This window comes from Amycolatopsis aidingensis (assembly GCF_018885265.1).
Taxonomy (GTDB): Bacteria; Actinomycetota; Actinomycetes; order Mycobacteriales; family Pseudonocardiaceae; genus Amycolatopsis; species Amycolatopsis aidingensis.
In genome coordinates, this window is record NZ_CP076538.1 from 4,967,528 (window position 1) to 4,988,216 (window position 20,689).

Annotated in this window: 17 protein-coding genes and 5 pseudogenes; 12 read left to right on the forward strand and 10 right to left on the reverse strand. The window is 65.7% G+C overall.

What is annotated here, in order from left to right; translation table 11 throughout:
• Positions 1–6: 6 nt before the first annotated feature.
• Both KOI47_RS22720 and KOI47_RS22725 read left to right on the forward strand, forming a co-directional pair.
• Positions 7–1,233, forward strand: coding sequence for a hypothetical protein (locus KOI47_RS22720; RefSeq protein ID WP_216207015.1), 1,227 nt, complete (start codon positions 7–9; stop codon positions 1,231–1,233).
• A gap of 12 nt (positions 1,234–1,245) precedes the next feature.
• Positions 1,246–1,986, forward strand: a complete 741-nt coding sequence (locus tag KOI47_RS22725; RefSeq protein ID WP_216207018.1) for a hypothetical protein — start codon at positions 1,246–1,248, stop codon at positions 1,984–1,986.
• A 163-nt stretch (positions 1,987–2,149) separates the two neighbouring features.
• Here the strand turns inward: KOI47_RS22725 and KOI47_RS22730 are convergent, their stop codons facing one another.
• A complete protein-coding gene (locus tag KOI47_RS22730; RefSeq protein WP_216207021.1) occupies positions 2,150–6,187 on the reverse strand; it encodes a hypothetical protein in 4,038 nt (1,345 codons plus the stop codon).
• 434 nt (positions 6,188–6,621) lie between these two features.
• On the opposite strand from KOI47_RS22730, the gene KOI47_RS22735 reads away from it, so the two are divergent.
• Positions 6,622–8,223 (forward strand): hypothetical protein, encoded by a 1,602-nt coding sequence (locus KOI47_RS22735; RefSeq protein WP_216207024.1) that lies wholly within the window; start codon positions 6,622–6,624, stop codon positions 8,221–8,223.
• Between the two features lie 357 nt (positions 8,224–8,580).
• On the opposite strand, the gene KOI47_RS22740 is transcribed toward KOI47_RS22735, so the two are convergent.
• Complete coding sequence (locus tag KOI47_RS22740) at positions 8,581–9,318, reverse strand: hypothetical protein (RefSeq protein WP_216207028.1); 738 nt, start codon at positions 9,316–9,318, stop codon at positions 8,581–8,583.
• A 472-nt stretch (positions 9,319–9,790) separates the two neighbouring features.
• Between KOI47_RS22740 and KOI47_RS22745 the strand changes: the two are divergent.
• A pseudogene (locus tag KOI47_RS22745) lies at positions 9,791–10,970 on the forward strand (IS30 family transposase).
• A gap of 61 nt (positions 10,971–11,031) precedes the next feature.
• On the opposite strand, the gene KOI47_RS35815 reads toward KOI47_RS22745, so the two are convergent.
• A complete protein-coding gene (locus KOI47_RS35815) occupies positions 11,032–11,688 on the reverse strand; it encodes a hypothetical protein (RefSeq protein ID WP_232376182.1) in 657 nt (218 codons plus the stop codon).
• 256 nt (positions 11,689–11,944) lie between these two features.
• On the opposite strand from KOI47_RS35815, the pseudogene KOI47_RS36505 reads away from it, so the two are divergent.
• The 3 genes and pseudogenes from KOI47_RS36505 to KOI47_RS36510 all read left to right on the forward strand — a co-directional run.
• Positions 11,945–12,313 (forward strand): annotated as a pseudogene (locus tag KOI47_RS36505) (tyrosine-type recombinase/integrase); the annotation flags it as partial.
• Between the two features lie 98 nt (positions 12,314–12,411).
• The gene (locus KOI47_RS22755) at positions 12,412–13,212 is read left to right on the forward strand and encodes a site-specific integrase (RefSeq protein WP_216207030.1); all 801 of its coding nucleotides are present in this window, start codon (positions 12,412–12,414) and stop codon (positions 13,210–13,212) included.
• Positions 13,213–13,348: 136 nt separating this feature from the next.
• The gene (locus KOI47_RS36510; protein ID WP_216207033.1) at positions 13,349–13,684 is read left to right on the forward strand and encodes a DUF2637 domain-containing protein; all 336 of its coding nucleotides are present in this window, start codon (positions 13,349–13,351) and stop codon (positions 13,682–13,684) included.
• Positions 13,685–13,715: 31 nt separating this feature from the next.
• Here KOI47_RS36510 and KOI47_RS22765 read toward each other — a convergent pair.
• Together KOI47_RS22765 and KOI47_RS22770 are read right to left on the reverse strand one after the other, a co-directional pair.
• A pseudogene (locus tag KOI47_RS22765) lies at positions 13,716–14,054 on the reverse strand (IS110 family transposase); the annotation flags it as partial.
• A gap of 245 nt (positions 14,055–14,299) precedes the next feature.
• Positions 14,300–15,541, reverse strand: a complete 1,242-nt coding sequence (locus KOI47_RS22770; RefSeq protein WP_216207037.1) for an Ig-like domain-containing protein — start codon at positions 15,539–15,541, stop codon at positions 14,300–14,302.
• A gap of 236 nt (positions 15,542–15,777) precedes the next feature.
• On the opposite strand from KOI47_RS22770, the pseudogene KOI47_RS35820 reads away from it, so the two are divergent.
• A pseudogene (locus KOI47_RS35820) lies at positions 15,778–15,939 on the forward strand (DUF397 domain-containing protein); the annotation flags it as partial.
• Positions 15,940–16,138: 199 nt separating this feature from the next.
• Positions 16,139–16,318, forward strand: a complete 180-nt coding sequence (locus tag KOI47_RS35825) for a hypothetical protein (RefSeq protein ID WP_232376969.1) — start codon at positions 16,139–16,141, stop codon at positions 16,316–16,318.
• Positions 16,319–16,706: 388 nt separating this feature from the next.
• Here KOI47_RS35825 and KOI47_RS22780 read toward each other — a convergent pair.
• Positions 16,707–16,811, reverse strand: a pseudogene (locus KOI47_RS22780) (IS481 family transposase); the annotation flags it as partial.
• A gap of 100 nt (positions 16,812–16,911) precedes the next feature.
• Positions 16,912–17,484, reverse strand: coding sequence for a TetR/AcrR family transcriptional regulator (locus tag KOI47_RS22785; RefSeq protein WP_216207044.1), 573 nt, complete (start codon positions 17,482–17,484; stop codon positions 16,912–16,914).
• A 109-nt stretch (positions 17,485–17,593) separates the two neighbouring features.
• Between KOI47_RS22785 and KOI47_RS22790 the strand changes: the two genes are divergently transcribed.
• Genes KOI47_RS22790 through KOI47_RS35830 form a run of 3 tightly spaced genes read left to right on the forward strand, consistent with a single transcriptional unit; the run spans position 17,594 to position 18,998 of the window.
• Positions 17,594–18,607: an NADP-dependent oxidoreductase gene (locus KOI47_RS22790; protein WP_232376183.1), complete on the forward strand. Its 1,014-nt coding sequence runs from the start codon at positions 17,594–17,596 to the stop codon at positions 18,605–18,607.
• Positions 18,604–18,822 carry a hypothetical protein gene (locus tag KOI47_RS22795; RefSeq protein ID WP_216207052.1) on the forward strand — a complete coding sequence of 73 codons (219 nt, stop codon included), beginning with the start codon at positions 18,604–18,606 and terminating at the stop codon, positions 18,820–18,822. The genes KOI47_RS22790 and KOI47_RS22795 overlap by 4 nt, the downstream gene beginning before the upstream one ends.
• The gene (locus tag KOI47_RS35830) at positions 18,774–18,998 is read left to right on the forward strand and encodes a hypothetical protein (RefSeq protein ID WP_232376907.1); all 225 of its coding nucleotides are present in this window, start codon (positions 18,774–18,776) and stop codon (positions 18,996–18,998) included. Before KOI47_RS22795 ends, KOI47_RS35830 begins: the two co-directional genes overlap by 49 nt.
• A 93-nt stretch (positions 18,999–19,091) precedes the next feature.
• Here KOI47_RS35830 and KOI47_RS22800 read toward each other — a convergent pair whose 3' ends face one another.
• Genes KOI47_RS22800 through KOI47_RS22810 form a run of 3 tightly spaced genes read right to left on the reverse strand, consistent with a single transcriptional unit; the run spans position 19,092 to position 20,619 of the window.
• Positions 19,092–19,313 carry a hypothetical protein gene (locus KOI47_RS22800; protein ID WP_216207055.1) on the reverse strand — a complete coding sequence of 74 codons (222 nt, stop codon included), beginning with the start codon at positions 19,311–19,313 and terminating at the stop codon, positions 19,092–19,094.
• Between the two features lie 58 nt (positions 19,314–19,371).
• Positions 19,372–19,776: a carboxymuconolactone decarboxylase family protein gene (locus KOI47_RS36315; RefSeq protein ID WP_216207057.1), complete on the reverse strand. Its 405-nt coding sequence runs from the start codon at positions 19,774–19,776 to the stop codon at positions 19,372–19,374.
• Positions 19,777–19,791: 15 nt separating this feature from the next.
• The gene (locus KOI47_RS22810; protein WP_232376184.1) at positions 19,792–20,619 is read right to left on the reverse strand and encodes a class I SAM-dependent methyltransferase; all 828 of its coding nucleotides are present in this window, start codon (positions 20,617–20,619) and stop codon (positions 19,792–19,794) included.
• Between the last annotated feature and the right edge of the window lie 70 nt (positions 20,620–20,689).

The following is a 20,689-nucleotide window of genomic DNA, read 5'->3' on the forward strand; positions in this document are numbered from 1 at the left end:
AGCGACATGGGACAGGCGCTGAACACCCAGGTCAACGGCAGTTCAGGAACCTGCGTCGAGGCCGCGGACTGGCTTGCCAAGCTCTACAGCCAAGCGCACCAAGCCGCGGCAGCGGCCGCCGGGGCGCGCGGCACGGCCGAGGCCGACTGGCACGGCCCCGCGCAGGAAGCGTTCCACGAGGCCACCACGAACGTGGACACGCACACGAGAGCCATCGCGGACCGTGCTTTCGAGTGCGAATGGGCGTTGCGGGACTTCGCTGACTCGCTGGACTCCATCAATGCCAAGATGGACGACGCGCTGGCCAAGGCCACCGCGGCCGGCCTGCGGGCCGAAGGCCCCTTCATCATCGCCCCCGAGGCTCCCGCGGCACCCAAGCTCCTTCCCACCGGCCCCTGCGGCACCGCCGACGCCACGGCGATCATGCAGCAGAACCAGGAAGCCATCGCCGCGTACAACAACGGGCCGCTGGCCACGTACAACGCCAAAGCCGCCGCCTACAACGAGTGCAAGGCGATCGTCAACCAGGCACGCAACCTGGAACAGACCGCGCACGAGACACTCCGCGCGGCGATGGGCAAGGCAACCGAAACGGCGAACGACACGGTCTCCTCGCTGTTCACCTGGGTCTCCCAGACACGCAGCTACGTCGGAGGAGGAGAAAACTCCCGCCGTCTTGCCGCAGCCAAGGCCGAGCGCCTGTTCGCACAGTCAAAGTTCTTGAACGACTTCGCGCTCGGCGCGGTCTCCGACACCAACCCAGCTCAGCAACGCATCCTGAACAGGGCCGCGGAACTCGCCAACGACGGCGGCAAGCAACAGACCCGCGCGCAACAGTTCGAGAAGTGGGTAAAAATGATCCCGAAAGACGTCCGGGACGTTGTCACGCGCTATCCAGGACAAGGCGCGGTAGAGCGCCTGTCCGAGCACTCGAATGTGAAGGTCCCCGACTTCTCCTCCAGGATGCTGCGGTCGGTGCCCTACGTCGGTGCTGGCCTCACCGTGGTCAACGAATCAATCGGCGCAGCCAAGGGCGAACAGTCGTGGGGACGAGCCGCCGCCGACACAGCCGCGGCCATCGGCGGCGGCGCCCTCGGCGGGGCGCTGACCGGCGCGGTCGCCGGTAGCGCCTTCGGACCCTTCGGCACTGTCGTCCTGGGCCTGGCCGGAGGGTTCGGCGGCGCCATGTTCGCACAGGACATCGTCGCCGGCTTCGCAGGAGACGGGAAATAGGCGAGACACGACATGGCAGGCCATCACCGCCGCAAGACACCGCAACGTACCTGGCACGAATTCCCCCAGCTACCACCCCGGCCAAACCCCGACACCGGCGAACCACTCCCCCCTCATGCCCCCGGCTACTCAGGCCCCGACCACCCCGGCAACAACCCCCGGCTCGCCGGTCCCATGTTCGGCCCGCCCGAGCCACCACCAGGGATGGGGCCGTGCCTGGCCTGGCACCGCGACGACATCACCGGCAACATCCGACGCTACATCGTCGCCCTGGCCATCCTCGCCCTCGGCAGCTCCGTGCTGTCACTCCTGCGCGGCGACACCTTCGGCGACGCCCTGACCTACTGGCCAGTATGGATCGTCATCGTCGTCTTCGCCTACCTGATGTCGGACCCGCTGACCTTCAAAACCATGTCCGCAGGCGCCGACTGGCTCCAATGGGGAACCCGGAAACGCTGGTACCACCGGACACCACGCGCCGGCCACGTCAAATTCTACGACCTCGTCTCCATCACCGCCTCAGGCTCCGGAATCACCATCTACCTCAGACTGGAAGACACCGAAGGAAACGTGCTGTACCGGATGCCGCACGCACTCCAACAAAACAGACACATATGGGACCTGCTATACAACGGCATCCTGCACTCCGTCGCCAACGGAGCCGAAATCGACAACCTCGCCATCAAAGCTCTCCGACTAGACGAAACCCAGGCACTGCAACTACGCCAACAGATCTCAACAACAGACGACTAGCCCGGATCTTTCGCGGGGGCGGCCGGGTTGGGGTCCGTAACAGAAACGGTGTTTCCGGCTCTGGTTGTCAGTAGCTCTCAGCGCCCGGCCAGGGCGTGAGGATGTCTACGGGTTGCCGATGATGAGCACTCCTCGTTTCGTTGGCCCGAGCGGTTGTAGGCAGCTAGGGGCCCTCAGGGCTGGAGTCCGTAGTGTTGTCGTGCTTCGGTTTACTGTTATCCTTGCCCGCGAATCCCTCCGGCGGGGTGATGTCGAGGATGACTGGTGTAATGTGGAAGCCGTTCTTCAACTCTGCGTCGGCCTGCTCTTTGAGAGTAGCTCGGAGCGCGTCCTTGTCCGGGTGGAGATTCTTGGGCCAGCCACGTCCGCTAGGGCGACGGTCGGGGTGGATCCAGTAGATGAGCAGGATGCCGTGGCGTCTGCCTTCCGGGATGAGGTAACGGTCGATCAGTTGTGCCCGCATAGCTGTCAGGACTTCTGAGTTGTTCGCCAGTTTCGCCTCGAACAGCACCCGGGCTGTGCCCTTGGTCTCGGTGAACGTTGTGGCAACGCCGTCGATCCGAGTTCCTACACCTTTGGGCTTCACGCGTTTGGCTTGGACCTCCCGGTCCACGACGACGCCCTCAGAGAGGCGGTCTTTGAGGCGCCGCTTCACCCAGTCGGTGATGCTGTCCTCCGAATGGGGGATGTTGCCGCCCCAGATCTCCTGGAACGCAGTGCTGTGGGTGAGGTGGTGCTGCAGGTTGTCGAGTTGGTGCAGAATGACTGTGAGTAAGTCAGCGTCATCGCGGACCAGTCGGGCGTCGGCGGAGCGTAGAAGGTCCAGCAGGGTCTGCGGGCTGATGGCCTTGACGGCGAGGTCGGCTTGGCGTGCGCGGGCGGTGGCCAGGTATTGCCCCAGGATTTGCTGTTCTATGTCTTCACGGTGTGCCAGCAGAGTGAACAGGTCATCCACCCGACCAGCCGAAGCCAGTTGCTGCAGAAGATTCGAGCGTAGTCTGCGGGCCGTGTCCTCTGGCTCCACAGCGCCACTTCTCATCGGCGGGTCGTTGTGGTACGGGAACGTGTCAAGCAGAAGCCGGGCGGCCGAGAGCACGTGGTCGTGGTCGAGCCCAGCGGAGTTGATCCTGCTGACGACTGCCGCGACCTGTGCGGATGTGTGATCCGCGCTTGTGAGTTCGTCGAGGGCGGAGTTCGGATCCAGTCCTGGGAGCAGTTCCTTCGCGCGAGCGGCCAGTGGAGAGTCTGGCTCGTTGCGCAGTCGGTGGCACAGGTCGAGAGCGGTCTCGGTCGCACTTGCTCGGACGACTAGGGACAGGAGTTCGTCCGCAGTCGGGCTGGTCTCGGACACGTCGAGCAGCCAGGCGACCATCCGGTCAGCGAACTCCAGCACCACGTGCTGGTAGAACCCGTACGCGGACAGGTGTTCTCCTGCGGCGTGCAGCACCTCAAGGTGGTTTATCGCGTGGTCCGCCAGCACCGGCCGCAGCTCGGTCGGGATGGCGTCAAGCAGGAGCCCGCGCAGGTCGTCAGGATCGTCGCCTGCGAAGACGGGCACGGCAACGATGGCGCTTATCCAGCGGCGCCAGACATCCAGCTGAACATCGGAGAGCTTGTTTGGGTAGTGCCAGACAAGCGTGGTGAGTAGATACACGCCGGCCCAGTCCGGCATGACCTGATCGCTGGTCCACGAGATCAGAGGCGTCCACGTGGCTGGGTTCGGCGTGTGCGCTTCGAGGTAGCGGATACCGGTATCGACTACTTTTGCGGCGTCCTCGGGCTGTAGCTCGTTCCAACCCGGCCATGCGGTCAGGTCGTGCCCCCCTGACGGTGCGGCGTCGCCTTGTCTGGCTTGCTGGACGAGTACGGGTATCTGCCACCAGGAGCCGGGATCCACGTCGACGTGCGTCAGGGCGTTGTTGAGGGCAAGCTTCGCCTGCTCCTGGGCCTGGGTTCGCGCCTCAGCGGCCTTCTGCATAGCGACAGCGTGCTTACGTTGGAACTGGGCGATTTCGCTCGACATGTCCACGCTGCCGCGCAAAGAGTGGGTGGCGTCGTAGGCAGGGTGGCTAGGCTGGAGGCTCAACAAACGATCAGCGAGCGCCGCGGTCATGTCAACGATCTGGATGCGTGCCAGGCATTCGGCTAGTGACGCGGCAGTAGACGGCGGGCAGGTATCGACCTCGTCGAGGAGCCATTCCACGTCGTGCGACCCCAACAAGCCCATCAGAATGATCGCCTGCCAGCTGTCCTCCTGGATGGCCGCCATCTCCAGGACGAGGCTGTGCCGACGATCCGCTTCTCTTTCGATCCACGGCAAGGTGGTGCGTCCTTCCCGGGACTGGAGGCGCCAGCTTGCGGAGACAAGCATCCGCGCGAGCATTTGTCGGACAGCGGTGTCGTCGCTGTGCTCCCACGCTTGCCGCAGCAGTCCTTCGACAAACCGATCGTAGCGGCGGGCAATCGACTTGTCGTCGAGTTGCCTCAACCAGTCGAGTGCGAGGGGAAGGTCGGTCGGGGGAATGCGATCAGCAAGCTCGCCGAGCGAACGGCTGTAGTAATAGTCGTAGCCCACGGGATAGGAGGATCGTGGTCGGAGGGCCGCCAGCAATGTCCGCGTGGACATGAGCTTCGGGTACAGGACGTCGATGACGGCCGCTCGCACTTGATGGTCAGGGTCCTCGTCCTGGTCCAGGATGCTCGCAAGTCCGGTGATGATGTCGTTGTCGCCCAGCTCGCCGACAGCGATCACAGTCGCACGACGTGCGTAGGGGTACCACTGCGTGTCGACCGCAGCCTCCACCAACGCCGCGGCAAGCCCGGTGCACTGGCCAGCGGCGGCTAGGCGGGCGATCCACCAGAGCTGTTGAGACCGCTGCAAAGCTTTCAAGCTCTGGCTCAGCTCTGCCTCAAGGGAGGTGTGGACGAGCAGTGCGGGATCGACCCTCCAGTCCGTGTGGATCTTTCCGCTGGCCGCGTGGTCAAGCAGGGCGGCGACCACAGCCGCACGTATCGCATCCGAGGGCAGTTCCGTCGCCGCACCGGACGATGCGAACATCAGAGCGTTGGCGTGGACCAGGCTCTCGACCAACCCGGGTTGAAGCGCTCCGAGCCAGGCGGCCACTCCAAGCCGACTAGTGGGGAGCAGTCCGTTGGAGTGCACGCCCAGCAGGGCGGGAACCTGGCCAGGTTGCAGCTTCCGCTCGACCAGGTATGCGGCGGTCGAGTATTCGACGTAGCTCTGGTGTCGGAACACGACTGCGCCTGCCGGACCAGTGTCGAACAGCGCAGTATCGAGTACATCGCGGTAGTCGGCGGGATCGATCGCTCTGGCCGTTTCAACGGGCTCAGGTTCGGACGGCAACTGATCGACGGTCAGCGTGCTGGGAGCGCCTGAGGTTGAGACTGCGAATGCCTGGGTACCGCTGAACGTCTCGAACGCCGCCAGCCGCATGGCGATGCGCATCGCCCGGTCAGCAGGAAGATCGCGTAGACGCTGGGAGTTGGTCTCCTGAAGCAGGTGCGCGACCTCGTACTCCATGGCCTCGACCGCGGTGTCGGGCAGGACCCCGCGGCCATGCCAGAACCGTGCCACCGCGATCAACTGGCTCAGGCAGCCCGACAGCCTGCCCAACCCCGCCGCTGCCGCAGCCTCGATGAACGCGGCCCCGTCGAAGTCAGCAGCACCCACAGCTTCCCCGACTACCGCCGCAGCCGTGACCCGGTCCAGGGGAAGCAGCTTCCACGTCTTGAAGTCCGGCAAGGACGTGGCGAAGACCCGGTCCCACGCCGCTGCCCGGCAAGATAGACGCCAGTACCCATCGGCAGCCCCAGGCCGACCTAGTTCACGGGCCAACCAGCGCAGGATGAACTGATCGCTGGCAACGGCCTCATCCAAGGCGTCGAAGTACAAAGTCTTCTTCGTGCCCGCGGCCCCTGAAATCAGGTTCTCAAGCTTGTCACGCGTCTCAAGCGGAGTCTCGACGTACTCGGCATCCGGCTCGACCGCGACGAGGGCGGTCGTCGTCGTGGTCTTGCCCGCCCCACCTGCTGCCAAAAGGGCAAAGTTGCGGGAGAGCGTCGGCAGGAGCGAGACCGGCACCACACCGCTCTTGCTATCAAGCTTCAAGAAGCCATCACTGTCGACGGGGACGGGCTCCTCAGGAGACGCGGCATAGCGGTGAAGGCCGTACGTTGACACCTCACCACCTCACCACACCGATGTTGCCTTGCGAACACCGCCACGCCGACGGCTGCCATTCGTGTCGCCATCGTTGGCAGACACGTCCGGACGTCAACCTCCACCGTGCCGACACACCGTCTGCCGCCAACTCGGGTTGAGCTGGTGGTCCCGTCGATTCGGCTCTGACCATCGCCACGAGCAACAGAGCGCGTGCGGCTCCGATACGGAGCACTGGGAGGACCGGGCGACGGACTCAGTCTCGGCCGCCAGCACCTCGCGGGCTCGAATCACCTCATAGGTGGGGCTGACACGTGGGACCCTGACGTCATGCTCCAGGTCATCACGGGGATGTACTTCCAGGATGTACGGCTCAACGAGACCGAACATCGCCGGACCCTGTATACGAACGCGTCCTTCTGAGGCGTGACCATGTCGACATACCTATCGGTCATTTGACGCCGGCAACAGAGTGGTCCACCGTCAACACGATTCTCGCGTACTTCACCGAACGTCTTGAAGCGGTCCTACCTGACGGCAGCGACGACTTCATGATCTCAACCGGCGGTGATGCTATCGCAGACGATCTCGCCGTCGTGCTTTCGTTTGCGCTCGGTGCTACGTTCACTCCGAACCGAGAGAAGGCCGACCGACTGATCCGTGCACCGTCGGGGTCACTCCACAGTCCAGCCCCAGCCGACATTCTTCCGCGCACCTTCACCCCGCAGGTCGTACTCAACGATGGTGATCTTGATGATCTGCGCGCATTTATGATCGAGTTGCTGGCACTTAACCGAGGCGTCTTCGAACGGACGATGAGGGCGATGCGGCGCATCGTTACGGCGAGCGAGCGCGTCGCCGAGGATCCGACGCTTTCCTACACTGACTACGTCGCCGCCCTTGAGTCACTCTCGACGGACGTCAAGGTGCCCGCTCCGACTTGGAACCGTCTCGACCCCCGTAAGCGTGGGATTCTCGACCGAGCCTTGGACACGTTAGGGGCTGGCGACGCCGACCGTGTTCGCACAGCGATCCTTGAAGCCGAGCGGGCAGGCATCAAGTACAGGTACGTCGAGTTCGTACTCAGCCATGTTCGCCCATCGTTCTTCCGCGAGGAAGCGATCGGCTTGAACCGTCCAGTGCGGCAAGCGTCCCTTCGACGGGTGGTGTCTAACGCCTACGACGCACGTTCGAAGAATCTCCATGAACTCGGGGACCTTGCCATCGGGAAATGGCTTCTTGTCGGTGGCGCGCACACTGTCACCCCGCCCGGCGAAACGCTGATGCTCACGCACGCGGAACTCAACAGGCTAGCCCGGCACGTGGTCCGTACCTACGTCCAGCGCGGATCTACCGAACTCGACCGAGACTACAAATGGAGAGACCATCTTCCCAACGTCATCAAGGCGCAACTGGCGCCGGAGTTCTATCTCGGGACCGCCGAGGCCATGCGTCCGGCCGATGCGGCAACCCGAGCCGGTGAGTTTTTTGACCACCTGATAGAAGCGCTGTCCGGACGCGTCAAGCTCAAGATCGACATGCGCCCTGCTCTCAGCCGTATTGAGGAATTGCTCGTCACCCAGCGGTCGCCCAACGTCCGAGAGCCGATGCTTGCTATCTACCTGCTTTGGCACCGCCTACTGCCCCCGGAGGTTCATCAGCCAGCACCCGAGAGGGTCATGACGGCCGCGCTGGAAGAGTTACAACGCCCGAGCCTATACTCGTTCACGGCAAGTGTGCTCCTCGACGTGATCCCGCCTTGGTCCGTAGACGAGGTATGCGAGCTAGCGGAGCAGCGGCACGTTGAGCTGCAAAAACGTCGCCATCTCGAGCTTCCCTCACGCCTTGACTCCGCGCTCTGGATCTACGCCGCAAAGCGCCTGTGGTTCGATGGACCACAGGACCTGGCGTCCGCGGCGGTCAGAAGGGCAGTGGAGTGCTCTCCCGGCCATGAAGACCTTCTCGCGCTCGAGCACGAAGTTGCCGCTGGCCGTGAGATCGATTTCAACGTCCGAGCCTTCCTGCTCGGTGCAACCCCAGCGACAGACGAGCACTGATGTCGCGGCAAACGCACTGTGGCCGACCGGTGCCAGCATACGACGGCGTCCGCCTCGACGAGGCCCACACCAGCACCGACGACGCCATCACGGCCACTCGTCGGCACCACTCGCCTCCCGTGGCGACTGGTCAAACCGAACCCGAACGGATCGGCCAGCTCGCGCCGCAAACCCTGCACAACCCAACAAGTGCAGTCGTTCCGCGAGCAGGAGGCCCACGCCCAAGGCTTGAATACCCCTGGCTGGCATCCCGCGCACGACACCGCCGGCGACAACCGGCCTCGCCGCCACGGCCGACCTCGCCCTCAGCCCAGATCGGGTCCAAGCGGACGAGGCCGGCTGTGGCAGCACGCTCCCCTACATGAAGCCGCTTGCGCGAGTTACTGCGCGGTCAATGCTGGCCGCCACGTCCTCCAAACCTGCCACTCTGTTGGCGGCATCGGCCAAAGTGGAAACACTGTCCTCAAGGTGCGCCAGATCACGCGCGGCCGAAGACAACACCGAGGCGTTGTCTTCGAGGTGCCCGAGGTCACGCGCGGCGGTGCTGAGCATGAAGACAGCGTCCGGGTCAAGGATGGACCCGGCTTTACGCAATGCCTTGATCTCGTCCGACAGTTCCCGTACGAGGGCCGCAGCTTCCGCATCGGTCCGTTCGAGGCGCGCCAGCGTGGTACGGATGTCGTGGTTCTGATCATCGATCGCCGAAGTGATCCGCTCGACCAAACCGTCCTCGGTGACGTCGCGGAGTCCCCGCAGTTCCTCGTAGCGGCCTTCCTCACGATCCAGCTTCCAGGCTTCGAGAACTTCGATCGTGAATCGTTCGGCGGCTCCCGGTTCGTCAACGGTGTCGTGGTGAGGCTTGCAGAGGAACAGCAGATTCTCGAATGCGTCAACTCGATCGCGGGATATGCCCGGGATGTAGCGTTCTGCTGCCTGTTCGTCCGATCGTATATGCGCGATCTGCAGGTTTAGGCGATACCTGTTTTCAACTTTCATGAGAAGGGGCTCGGTGCAGCCCGGACCCCAATAACACTTGCCTCGGCCGAACAGAATCAGCGCGGCACGGTCGCCGCGGGTGTAGTTGCGCGGTGGCACGGTTCCTCCTCCTGAACGTACGGTCACGGACGTGATACACCCGGACACCGACAGTTCTGGTCACCGAGGAGTGCGTCACCCGTTTATGCCACCCGTTTGGCGCAACTTTGTGTAGGCGATAGCCCTCCTTCCGCGCCGCTCACCGCAGTCGACGCAGACGCCATGCTCCGCTGCGTGACTGGGTGAGTACCGGGACGGCATACGAGCCAACTCCATCGATCTTGCACGCTCACATCCCCAACGATGCAGACCAGCACTTCACGCTCCGACTGACTTCCCGCGTCCCATAGCGGAGCTGCCAGGCTGACTTGTCCTGATCATCGACACCAACAACCGGGACCGCGCGGCACCGATCCGAAACTGTCGACGCAATGTCTCGGCAGAGATCGGTCTGTCGTTTCCGGCTGAATACTGACCCCCTGGTTCCGCTTGGGTTCCAGTGCTTGTCGCAACACTCCTGGTAGAAGAGGGCGTGCTGATGGCGAGGCGTGGAGCGAAGCGGCGGCTGGATCTTGAGTCGCGGTACTGGCAGTTGATCCTGTCGGGGGTAGGGACGGTCGAGGCGTGCCAGATCATCGGGATCGGCCGTAAGACCGGCTACCGCTGGCGGGCGGAGAACGGCGGGCTCCCACCTGCGTTGGTCGCCGAGGAGGCCCGTTCGAGCCGATATCTGTCCCGGTCCGAACGGCAGCGGATCGCCACCCTGCGGGCCCAGAAACTGTCGATCCGGGAGATCGCGCGGCGGATTTGCCGTCACGCTTCCACGGTCAGCCGGGAGCTGCGCCGCAACGTCCGGCCGCATGATCAAGGGCGCTACGACGCTGACCTGGCGCATTCCCGGGCCCGGCAACGTGCGCGTCGGCCGCGCCAGGCTCGGTTGATCCAGGATTCGCAGCTGCGGGCGGCCGTGCAGGCGAAGCTTGAGCTGGAGTGGAAGTCCCGAGCAGATCGCCAACTATCTGCGGTCCGCTTTCCCTGATCACGCCAGCTGGCACGTGTGCCACGAAACGATCTACCAAGCGCTCTACCACGGTGGCAAGGGCGGTCTGAGCCGCCGGCTCACGCAGCGTCTGCGTACCGGCCGGGCGTTGCGCAAGCGTCGCCGCCGCGCTGATCAGCGACGGAGCCGGTTCGTCGCGCCCACTCTGCTGATCGAGCACCGCCCGGCGGCGGCCCACGAGCGGACCCGCGTTGGTGATTGGGAAGGTGACCTCATCGTGGGCCGCGGCAACCAGTCGGCCATCGCCACCCTTGTCGACCGCTCCAGCCGCCTCCTGCGTCTGGTTCACCTGCCCGGCAACCGCGGCGCCGACACGGTCCGCGACGCCCTGATCGCTGTCCTGGGCGCCCTTCCCGAAGCAGCGCGACTGACGTTGACCTGGGACCAAGGATCCGAAATGGCCTACCACGAACAGATCGCACCGCTGCTGCGTGAAGGTGTGTTCTTCGCGCACCCAGGAAGTCCATGGCAGCGCGGCACGAACGAGAACACGAATGGCTTGCTGCGCCAGTACTTTCCCAAACGCACCGACCTCGCGATCCATACGCCCGAGCACCTCGGCATGGTCGAGCACAAGCTCAACCACCGGCCACGCAAGACACTCGGATGGCGGACACCCGCCGAGGTCTTCCACAACGCCGTGGCATCATAGACCCCGTCACCGTTGCGACGACCGCTCGAATTCGCCCTGGAACCCAAGCGGAACAGATGGGTCACCATTCGACCGACGTTGACATCGGTCGACGGTGCTCCATCCAATGGCGCGCATCCGCCCGACGTGCCCGCTCCAACAAACCATCCTCGACGTGAAGCGATCCGCTCTTGGCCCGCTCTGACTCCGGCCGTTGGGCTCGTGTCGCACCGTCGCCGAGGGCGGTCGTTTCCGAACGTGACACCTCAGACGCTGCCACGCTGCTGGCCCGAACGGTGGCTGACACGGCATCCAACAGCCCCGGCCCTACCTCGGCCCAACCAATCAGCAACAGCGGACCCACGGCATCGAAAGCGGCCCTGCCGAACTCACCGGCGATCAACGGGTCAGCCACATTCAACGCCAACGCCACCACACTGGCGAACACGAGCAACCGCCGAGCAGGCCGAGTCTGTTCGGCAGTAGCCCCGTGCAGCACCAAGTGACGGATACCAAGCAGCAGGCCAACGATCGACAGATCGACCGCCGGCGCGACCAATGGAGCAACCCACGGCGACACGCCCAAGCGCAGCGCCAAGCTCAGCACATTGCCGAACCCGAACATGAAGGTCAACGCGACCACGACACCAGCAATCACCGTAACGCATCGCAACGTCGCATCACGCTCCGTAGAATGGTGTGGCGTGCTAGCAGCCTCCACGGGCATCCCGGAGGTCATCGCTGATTCCCCTGCTTCCGGCGCTCCATCACCAGCGGCACCCGCGCCTCGATAACCAGCGGCTTCCCGCTTAGGCGTGGGCTACCTGAACGAGCCGCCCGTGGCTGCTGGACGGATCCGGAATCCGTGTGCATCCTGCGCGAGTCGCACCGGGGGCACCAAAAGGCCAGGTCACAGGCGCGGCGGGTGGGCCTGTCGACCGTGACGCCGGGCGTGTCCATGGTTTATCCATGGAGAACGTCCGGGGGAGGTCTGAATGCCTCGTCCGCCGTTGCCCCTCGGCACGTGGGGTGAGATCCGTACGCTGCAGGTCCCGGCCGTGCTCGACGACACCGGGGCGCTGGTGAGAAGGGCCCGGTGGCGGGCCTTCACCCAGTACCGTGGCCGCGATGGCCGTACCCGCCAGGTCGAGCGAAGCGGGACCAGCCGTACCGCGGCCCTCCGCCGTCTCCGTGAACACCTGCGGTCCCTGACCGCCGCCAGCGGTAGTCCAGAACTGTCGGCCTCGTCTCGCCTCGCCGAGGCTGCCGACCTCTGGGTCGAACGGGTGATCAGCCGGCGGGAACCCACCACCTACGATCGCTACCGGTGCCGCCTGGACAACCACATCCTGCCCACTCTCGGGGACCTGCTCCTGCGCGAGTGCACGATCGGCCGTCTCGAGCACTACTTCGACAACCTGGCCCTTACCCTGGCTCCGAACACCCTCCGGGCATCCGCAGCGTGCTCTCCGGGATCCTGCAGCTCGCCGTCCGCCGCCAAGCCCTGGACCACAACCCCGTCCGGAACATCGAGCCCATCGAAGGCGGCAACACCCGCCCCAAGCTCACCTTCACCGCCACCGACCTGAGCGACTTCCTCACCCGGCTCGACGCCGATCCCGGCGCCCGCCGAGCCGACCTTCCCGACCTCGTTCGCTTCCTGTTCGGTACCGGCGTCCGGATCAGCGAGGCCCTCGCGCTGCGCTGGTGCGACCTCAACCTCACCACCATCACGGTCACCCGCGACGGTCAGGCCATCCCGCCGTGGTCGGTGTGGATCAGCGCCCACCTCGTCGTCGTCACCGGCAGAGGAATCCTCCGCCGCCCAGGCCAGGCCAACCGGACCAAGAAATCCGACCGGATCCTCGGCCTGCCCTCATACCTCACCACCGTGCTCCTGGCCCGCCACCCCGCCGACGCACGTCCCGACGATCCCGTCTTCCCTTCCGCCACGCTCGGCTGGCGCCACCCCTGCAACGTGCAGCGCTCCGTCCGTCGCCTACGCGAACGTGCCGGGTATCCCACCTTCACCACCCACGTCGGTCGGCGCACCGTCGCAACCGTTCTCGACCACGCGGGGCAAACCGCACGCCAGATCGCCGACCAACTCGGCCACGCCAAGGTCTCCACCACCCAGAACGACTACCTCGGCCGTCACCTGGCCAACCCCCTCGCCCCCGCACTTCTCGACCACCCCACCGCACCCACGCCGGTATCCCTCGGCGCCACCGCCGCCCCGGCGCACACCGTGAACCCGTACTGAAAGAAACGCATCGTGCCCGATCCCAGATTCTCCGCAGCGCGCCACCCGACGCGCACAACGCCGGAAACGACGCCGCCAGACGATCACAACGGCCGTCTCGCTCCTCCGCAGAGCCCTGGTACATCTCGGGGCGAACGTGATCGCAGTACCGATCGTTGCGGCCACAGCCTCGGCATGGTGGTTCCAGTACAACGCGATGCGCGCGGCCGGACTCGCCGTTCTGCTGGCCTGCACGGTGGCCACGTCGCTGGAGTCCCTGGGCCTGACCTTCGCCGGTCTCGCCCACAAGGCACGCACCGGCCAGGACTCCGCAGCGCCCTACCGAATCGGAATGTGGGCCATCGTCTTCATCGCCGCCGCTGTGAACTACCGACACGGCTCACCCGGGACTGTCCGGACAACCGAGGGGGTGTCCCTATGTGGTTGTCAAGCCGCCGCGGCAGGAGCGGAGTCTGGTCGGGGATGCCGGTAGTAGGTGCGGTTGCGGAGCATGGCGAACAGGACGTCGCAGCGGCGTCGGCGATGATGAACGCGTCGCGGGCGTCGGTCTTGGCGGTGCCGGGGTAGAGGTCGGCGATACGGCGCATAGCCAGTCCAGGCAGGTAGGCCATCTGGTGGCCGCAGGCGCGGGCGACCGGTAGCGCACCGATGGTGGCCGGTTGGTCGACAATGACCAGCAACGATCCGTGGGCGGCGAGCTTGTCGAGCAGCGCCCGCAGCTTAGGCTCGCTGTTGGGCAGCGGCCCGTCGTGCAGCCGCTTCCCGGTGGGGTCCAGGCCGACGCCGTGGTGTTCGCCCTTGCCGACGTCCAAGCCGAGGAACACGCCATAACTGCTGGTCATGCGCAGTGTCTTTCGTCCGTTGCGGGTGGTCGCCGGTCGAGCATCGATGGCTGGCACCCACGTTACGACGAGACCTACCCGAAAGCAGCCGTGTCCCTATTCAGCGGTCCTTCGATGCCACCAGGCCCGGTGACACGCGGCGCGGCCCGGCCACCGTCGCCACCGTGGTTCGTTGCTGGATGCGACGAACCACGGTGGCGACGGTGGCGATCTGCTCGTTGTTTACCAGGCCACTACCCGTCCGATCACCGCCGGTCAGCCCGGGTGCGCCGCCGCAACAGCAACAGGAGGCCACCGCCGGTGGCCACGGCGAGCAGCCCGATGATCGCGACCGGCGCCACCGATAGCCCGGTGACCGCAAGGTCGCCGGAAGAAGACATCGGCGTCGGCGTATCAGATTCGGCGACCGGCCCATCCTCCGTGGCCGTCGTCGTGGGCTCCGTCGTCGTGGGCTCCGTCGTCGTGGGCTCCGTCGTCGTGGGCTCCGTCGTCGGCGTGTCACCGCCACCGTCGCCGCCCGCGTCGGAGCGCGGCAAGGAGCCCGAGACCGTCGCCGACTCGCTACCGGCGGCCACGACGGCCTTGTTGGTGTACTCGTCGAGCGGATCGCCGCTCACGTCCGCTGCGACATACATGCGGATGACCTCGTCTTGCGCAACGTCGTCCACCCGGAGAACGAGCTCATCGGCCGTACAGCTGACGACCTCGTAACGGTCGGCGGAGACGGCCTGCACGTTCTGCAACTCGCCGACCTCGTTCCACTCCGCCGAGCTCTCAACCGCCACCGAGTCGCAGTCCATGGCCATGCCCGCTCCGACGGTGTCGGTGATGGTCACTGACGGCCACGGCCCCTTGACCGCCTCAACGCCCCACATCGCCCGCTCGTCCTGCTCACTCCAAAACCCGAACTTGCGCGACTTGCCACGGTCGATGACGCCTGCTCCAATGTAGACTGAGTCGGTGAATTCCGTGGTGTCGTTGACCGTGAAGGTCACCGGGTTGTCGGCGTTGAAGTCGATCTCGTCTTGATTGAACTTGCTGGTGAAATATGCCGTACCGGCGACGTTGTCGTGGCTGTCCGCGTAGCCGGTCAAGGTGAACGTGGCGACGTCGTCCACGATCTCGGCGGTGGCGACCGTCTCCCCGTCCGGCGACTTAAGGTCGAAGCCGTCCGCCGTGGCGTCCAGCTCTGGAGGCAACGTCAATGTGAACGTGTCACCGGACGCTGCCGAATCCGAGACGGCCCAGTCGATGTCGACATGCACGGAGTCCCAGCGGTCAGCCGAATCCTCACGCACCTGAACATTCGTGATCGCGTCGTCGATCTGATCGGCGGAGGCCATCACTACCCCCAAGCCGAACACGGTCACCAGTACGACCGACAGCCCGGTCGCAACGGCAGCCAATATTCTCATTGTCAGCTCCTTCTCAAAGATCCTGCCGTTCGTCGGTTCGGCTGATCCTCGAAACGAGATACCCGATATCAAGGCCACACCTTGACAGCCCCTCGCGGCAAGGGGGCCAGATCTTCGACAATGTCGCCCAAATTCACACGATTGTGCTACCCAGGTGGGTCGACTCATTACCCCGGGACAGAAGTCATTCCAGGCACCAGCTGAAGGCGGAGTCGAAGGCAAACCGCGCCGCACCACCGCACCGGACTGGGGCACGCCACCGCTGTACACCACGAGCTTGATGTCGATCAGCTCGGCAGTGCCCGCCGATGGCAGCACCAGCTTCGCTGACGCTGAGCACCTACAGCTGCAGCGAAGGGCAATACGTCGAGGTCGCCGATGCTGCCGACGGTGGATTTTGGGTACGCGACACGAAGGACCGTTGCCGCCCAGCCCACTACTTCACCGCTGCCGAGCGGCGAGCGTTCGTGGTCGGTGTCAAGGAGAGAGAATTCGACACAGAAACGCCCCGCGACCTTGACAGCCCTGTGGTTCCCGACTTCCGTGGCAGATTCTCAGCCCTACTGGCAGGGACACGGCAGATCTGCCACGGGAGTGAGATATGCGCGTTTGGGTACCGGGCCAGCGGCTCGGTACCCAAACGCGCTCGGTATGGACGATCATGTGCATATGATCGACGACACAGTCGGGGCCGTGCGCGTGCGGATTCACGTCGGCGAAGACGGCGCGGAATTCGCCATGCAGTGGCGTCAGGCCGGTACGGAATTGCTGTTCGTGACACAATCGTGGCGGACTTTCCGCTGGTATGATCAGACCGATCAAAGCAATGGGCAGCCGAGAGTACTCTAGTTTGATCCGGATGAGTGTTGGGATGAACACCAAAGGCAGCGCTGCATGATTTAAATTGCGCTGGAGTGTGGTAGGCATAACCACCCCAATGAGGACGTGTGAACCCCACGCTGCGCAGCGGAACGCGGCGCCGGGCCATGACCATGGCCGGAGATGCCCCGGCCCGGTTGGACAATCTCACGTTGGCGCGCAAGGAGGGCTGGCGGTGTTTCGTCAACGCACCCACCCGCACCCAACCAGAGCCACTGACCACGCGAGAACTCTGCGCGTTGGGTGAGGTGGCGCTGGCCGACTACAACCGGCGGCGCCGGGAGTGGCACGCGAATCTAGGACCGATAAAGACCCGCAGTTGGCCGCGCTGCACGAGGACTTGTGAGACATTGCGGACGGCAATGCCCAGCTCCTCGGCGACATGGGCGATGGGACGGGTCTGGCAACGGGCGACCAACCGGCGGCGGCCCTCCAGTGACAGCGGGGCGTTCCGATGAGACACGGAAGGGTCTTTCTGCTCGACGGACGAGTGACTTGGCAGTTCTCATCCTGCCGCCGAAGGACCCGTCCCCCGCCTCAGACCCCCACAGCCGTCAACAACGTCATGACCCGCAACAGCAGGCGGAATGCGCCTTGGTCACGATGGCGCTCATCACGATCTCGAACAGGCGCTCGGCGCGCGCCTCGAGCCCCGGCTGGTCGCTGAGCCAGACGAGCGAGGAGACCAGGGCGAACAGGTCGGCGCCGTCGAGGTCGGTGCGCGCCGCGCCGGCCCCCTGGGCGCGGGTGAGCAGCCGCGCCCCGGACCCGCGCATCGCGACGCAGGAGGTGTGGAGCGCCGATTCGGGGTCTTCGATCGCCTGCACCATCGCCGTCACGACGCCGCGGTAGTTCGTGCAGACCGCGATGAAGTCGCGCAACCACACCACCAGCGCCTCGCCAGGCGAGTTCGAGGTCTCGACTTGCCCCGCCCGCTCGGTCAGCTCGTCGAAACTTGTCCGGAGCAGGGCTTCGAGCAGCGACTCCCGGGTCGGGAAGTGCCGCTGCAACGTGGCGAGCCCGACCCCGGCGCGGCGCGCGATGTCGCGCATCGACGCCTCGGTGCCCTGCTCGGTGATGACGGCGCCAGCGACGACGAGCAGGCGGTCGTGGTTGGCCTGGGCGTCCGCCCTCATCTGCTCTCCTTGCTTAACCGGGTCACTGACCCGTATTATCGGGTCAGTGACCCGGTTATACGGGTCTCTGACTCGTTTCGAGTTTACCCCGTGAGACATGGAGAGAGCTGTGCCGACAGAGACCATGAACGCGATCCGCCTGCACGAGTACGGCGGACCCGAGGTGCTGCGCTACGAGGCGGCACCCGTGCCCAAGCCGGGGCCGGGCCAGCTGCTTGTCCGGGTGCACGCGGTAGGCGTCAACCCTCCCGACTGGTATGCGCGCGAGGGGATGCCCGACGTGCCGACCGAGCTGAAGCCGCCGGTCGAGCTGCCCCTGATTCCGGGGACCGACGTCTCGGGCGTCGTCGCGGCGATCGGTGCTGGCGTCGAGGGTTTCGCGGTCGACGACGAGGTGTTCGGCCTGCTGAACTTCCCGCTCTCCTTGCAGGGCAACGCCTACGCCGAGTACGTCGCCGCGTCGGCAACGGACTTCGCGCACAAGCCGGCCGGTGTCGACCACGAACACGCCGCGGCCGTGGCCATGTCCGGGCTGACGGCGTGGCAGTTCCTGATCGAGCTCGGCCACGACTTCCCCTCACCGTTCCAGCAAGCCCAGCACCGCCCGATGGCGCTCGACACCGGGAGCACGGTCCTGGTCAACGGCGCCGCCGGCGGCGTCGGGCACCTCGCGCTGCAGCTCGCCAAGTGGCAGGGCGCGCGGGTCATCGCCGTCGCCTCCGGCGCCCACGAAACGTTCCTGCGCGACCTCGGCGCCGACGAGGTCATCGACTACACGAAGGACCGCCCCGAGGAGATCGCCCACGACGTCGACCTCGTCCTGGATTGCGTTGGCGGACCGCAGAGTAAGCGCTTCCTCAAGACGATCAAGCGCGGGGGCTCCCTCTACCCGGTCTACTTCGGCGAGTTCGACGACGAGGAGAACGCGAGGCTGGGCATCACGGTGACGGCCGCGCAGGTCCGATCGAGCGGCGCGCAGCTGGTCGAGATCGGCCGCCTGCTCGAAGACGGCACCCTCCGCGTCGAGGTCGACAGCGCCTTCCCGCTCAAGGACGCCCAGGCCGCGCATGAGCGAGCCGCGCAAGGGCACCTCCAGGGCAAGATCGTGCTCACCGTCGCATGAGCCCGGCAGAGCGGCTCGCCGTCCACGAAACCCTGGCCCGCTACGCCTTCGCGCTGGACCAGCACGACTCGACGGCGCCGGAGACCGTCTTGGCCGAACACGCGACCTGGACGTTCGAGATCCCCGGCGAGCCCGCCTCGGCCCCATCGCTGGACGCGAGGCGATCCTGGAGTTCGCGTGGGCCGCGGAAACCGGGCAGCGGTGGCACCACCTGACCAACGTCGTCGTCCGCGGCGCGGACACCACAACCGCGCTGGCGACCGCCTACCTGATGCTGACGTCCAACGCGGCCGTGCTCGTGACCGGCGTCTTCACCTTCCAGCTCGACCACACCGGAGGTGAGTGGCGGATCGCGGAGCTGTTCCTCGCCGCCGACAACACCTGGTCGTGAGTGGCAAGTCCCCTTAAGAGATACGACCTAGGAGCAGGCTGACAATCTTGATCACCAGCTCGTGAAAGACCGAGGTCTATCTATTCCTCGGAGTCATGGCGGCTTGTCGATGGCGTCCGACTCGGTAGCCGCGTCGACCGCGAGGTAGTCGGTCCAGCTGGCCTGGGCGAACTTGGCCCAGCTATGCGCTGTTCCAGGATGGATGCCGAACAGGTCGGCGATAACGATCGGCGGCAGCTCGCCTACGGCCTCGATCATGGCCGTGTTGCGGGCGGCGAGCGTGAGCAATCCGTGCTGTCGCAGGAGTTTCTGCACCGCGCGGGCGCTGCGCGGTTTGCCGGGCCGGGTGGCGGGCAGCAGGTACCGGGGTGGATCACTGGCAGGCCCAGCGCAGGAAGGACGCGAGGTCTCCGCACCGGGTCGGATTGGTGTCCAGCCAGTGGTCGAGCTGATCCTGGGTGAGCGCATCAAGCGTGGATATCGCAGCGTCGAGCCAGTCCAGGAACACGCCGCACGGACCGTGTCGACCCGTGTCGACATCGGACAGCAACCTGGTGAGCGTACCTTCGGCGACACCGAACGCCTCCGCGGTGGCGGTGTGCACACCGTGGCAGTAGTGGCAGGCGTTCAGCCCGGATACATAGGCGGCGATCAGTTCCCGCTCGGCCACGCTGAGCGGCGAGGGCCCGCGCAGCAGCTCCTGGTGGTAGTCGATGAGTGGGGCCGAGGTCTGCGGGTGGGCGCGAAACACGTCCAGCAGCGTGGCGCCCTCGGGCAACGAGGGAAGATCAGGTCACGGTGGGGAACCCTCTTTCTCCGGTTCGTGGTCCGGTGCCTTGGCGACAACCCGGCGGAGCGGAAACGGCAACCTCCGGCCGGGCCGTGCCCACGAACCCAGCGCTCGCTTCGCCTGCTCCACCCGGCCCGGCTCCGCTTCCGGCAGGTACAACCCCTCGACGATCAGCGCCGCCTGCTCCGGTGTGTCGACCTCCCGCCAAAACACCCTGTGCTCGCACCTGCCGACGACGAAGCCGTGCGCTCGCAGCAGCGGTGCCAGCCCGTCACGTGCCTGCGGGTTCGGCCAGGGTTGATCACGAATACCCAGCGCCCGGAACACACGCAGCCAGCGGACAGCCCCGACCGGGCGCCAGCCCAGTCGGGACGGCACCAGCGCGACGATCCGCCCGCCGGGTCGCAGCACCCTGCGTACCTCGCCGAGCACGCCCTCCAGCGGGGTCAGCAGCTGCAGGCTCATCGCCGCGCACACATCGACGACCGCGTCCTCGGCAACCGGCAACGCGTCCGCCCTACCCAGCACCACCGGTCCCCTGCCGGCCGCCGTGGCGAGGCCGAGTTCGCCCGTCGAGCTGTCGACGCCCAGCCATCGCGCATCCGGCAGCAGTTCCCGGGTGGGGGCCGAGCCGCAGGCCAGGTCGAGGATCGGGCCGGGGCTCGACCGGAGCGGCTCGACCAGCCAGCGGTAGGGCGAGGCGACCCCGCGGGCCGCCGCCACGCTCAGCACGCGCTCGGTGATTCCCGGCCGCTCATCGTGATACCCGGCCACGTAGCGGCACCATCCCGCCGCGTTCGGCCGGGTCCGCCGCCCCGACAGGTAGCCCACGCCGGCCACGATAAACGGCACGGCGTGGTTCACCGCAACCCGAAACAGGTGCCGACCGCCGCGGGGTCCG

Excerpts from the sequence above, each read along its gene's own strand:
- KOI47_RS22720 (WP_216207015.1), top strand. The coding sequence starts at position 7 with ATGGGACAGGCGCTGAACACCCAGGTCAACGGCAGTTCAGGAACCTGC.
- KOI47_RS22725 (WP_216207018.1), top strand. The coding sequence starts at position 1,246 with ATGGCAGGCCATCACCGCCGCAAGACACCGCAACGTACCTGGCACGAA.
- KOI47_RS35815 (WP_232376182.1), bottom strand. The coding sequence starts at position 11,688 with ATGACCTCCGGGATGCCCGTGGAGGCTGCTAGCACGCCACACCATTCT.
- KOI47_RS35825 (WP_232376969.1), top strand. The coding sequence starts at position 16,139 with ATGATCGACGACACAGTCGGGGCCGTGCGCGTGCGGATTCACGTCGGC.
- KOI47_RS22785 (WP_216207044.1), bottom strand. The coding sequence starts at position 17,484 with ATGAGGGCGGACGCCCAGGCCAACCACGACCGCCTGCTCGTCGTCGCT.
- KOI47_RS22795 (WP_216207052.1), top strand. The coding sequence starts at position 18,604 with ATGAGCCCGGCAGAGCGGCTCGCCGTCCACGAAACCCTGGCCCGCTAC.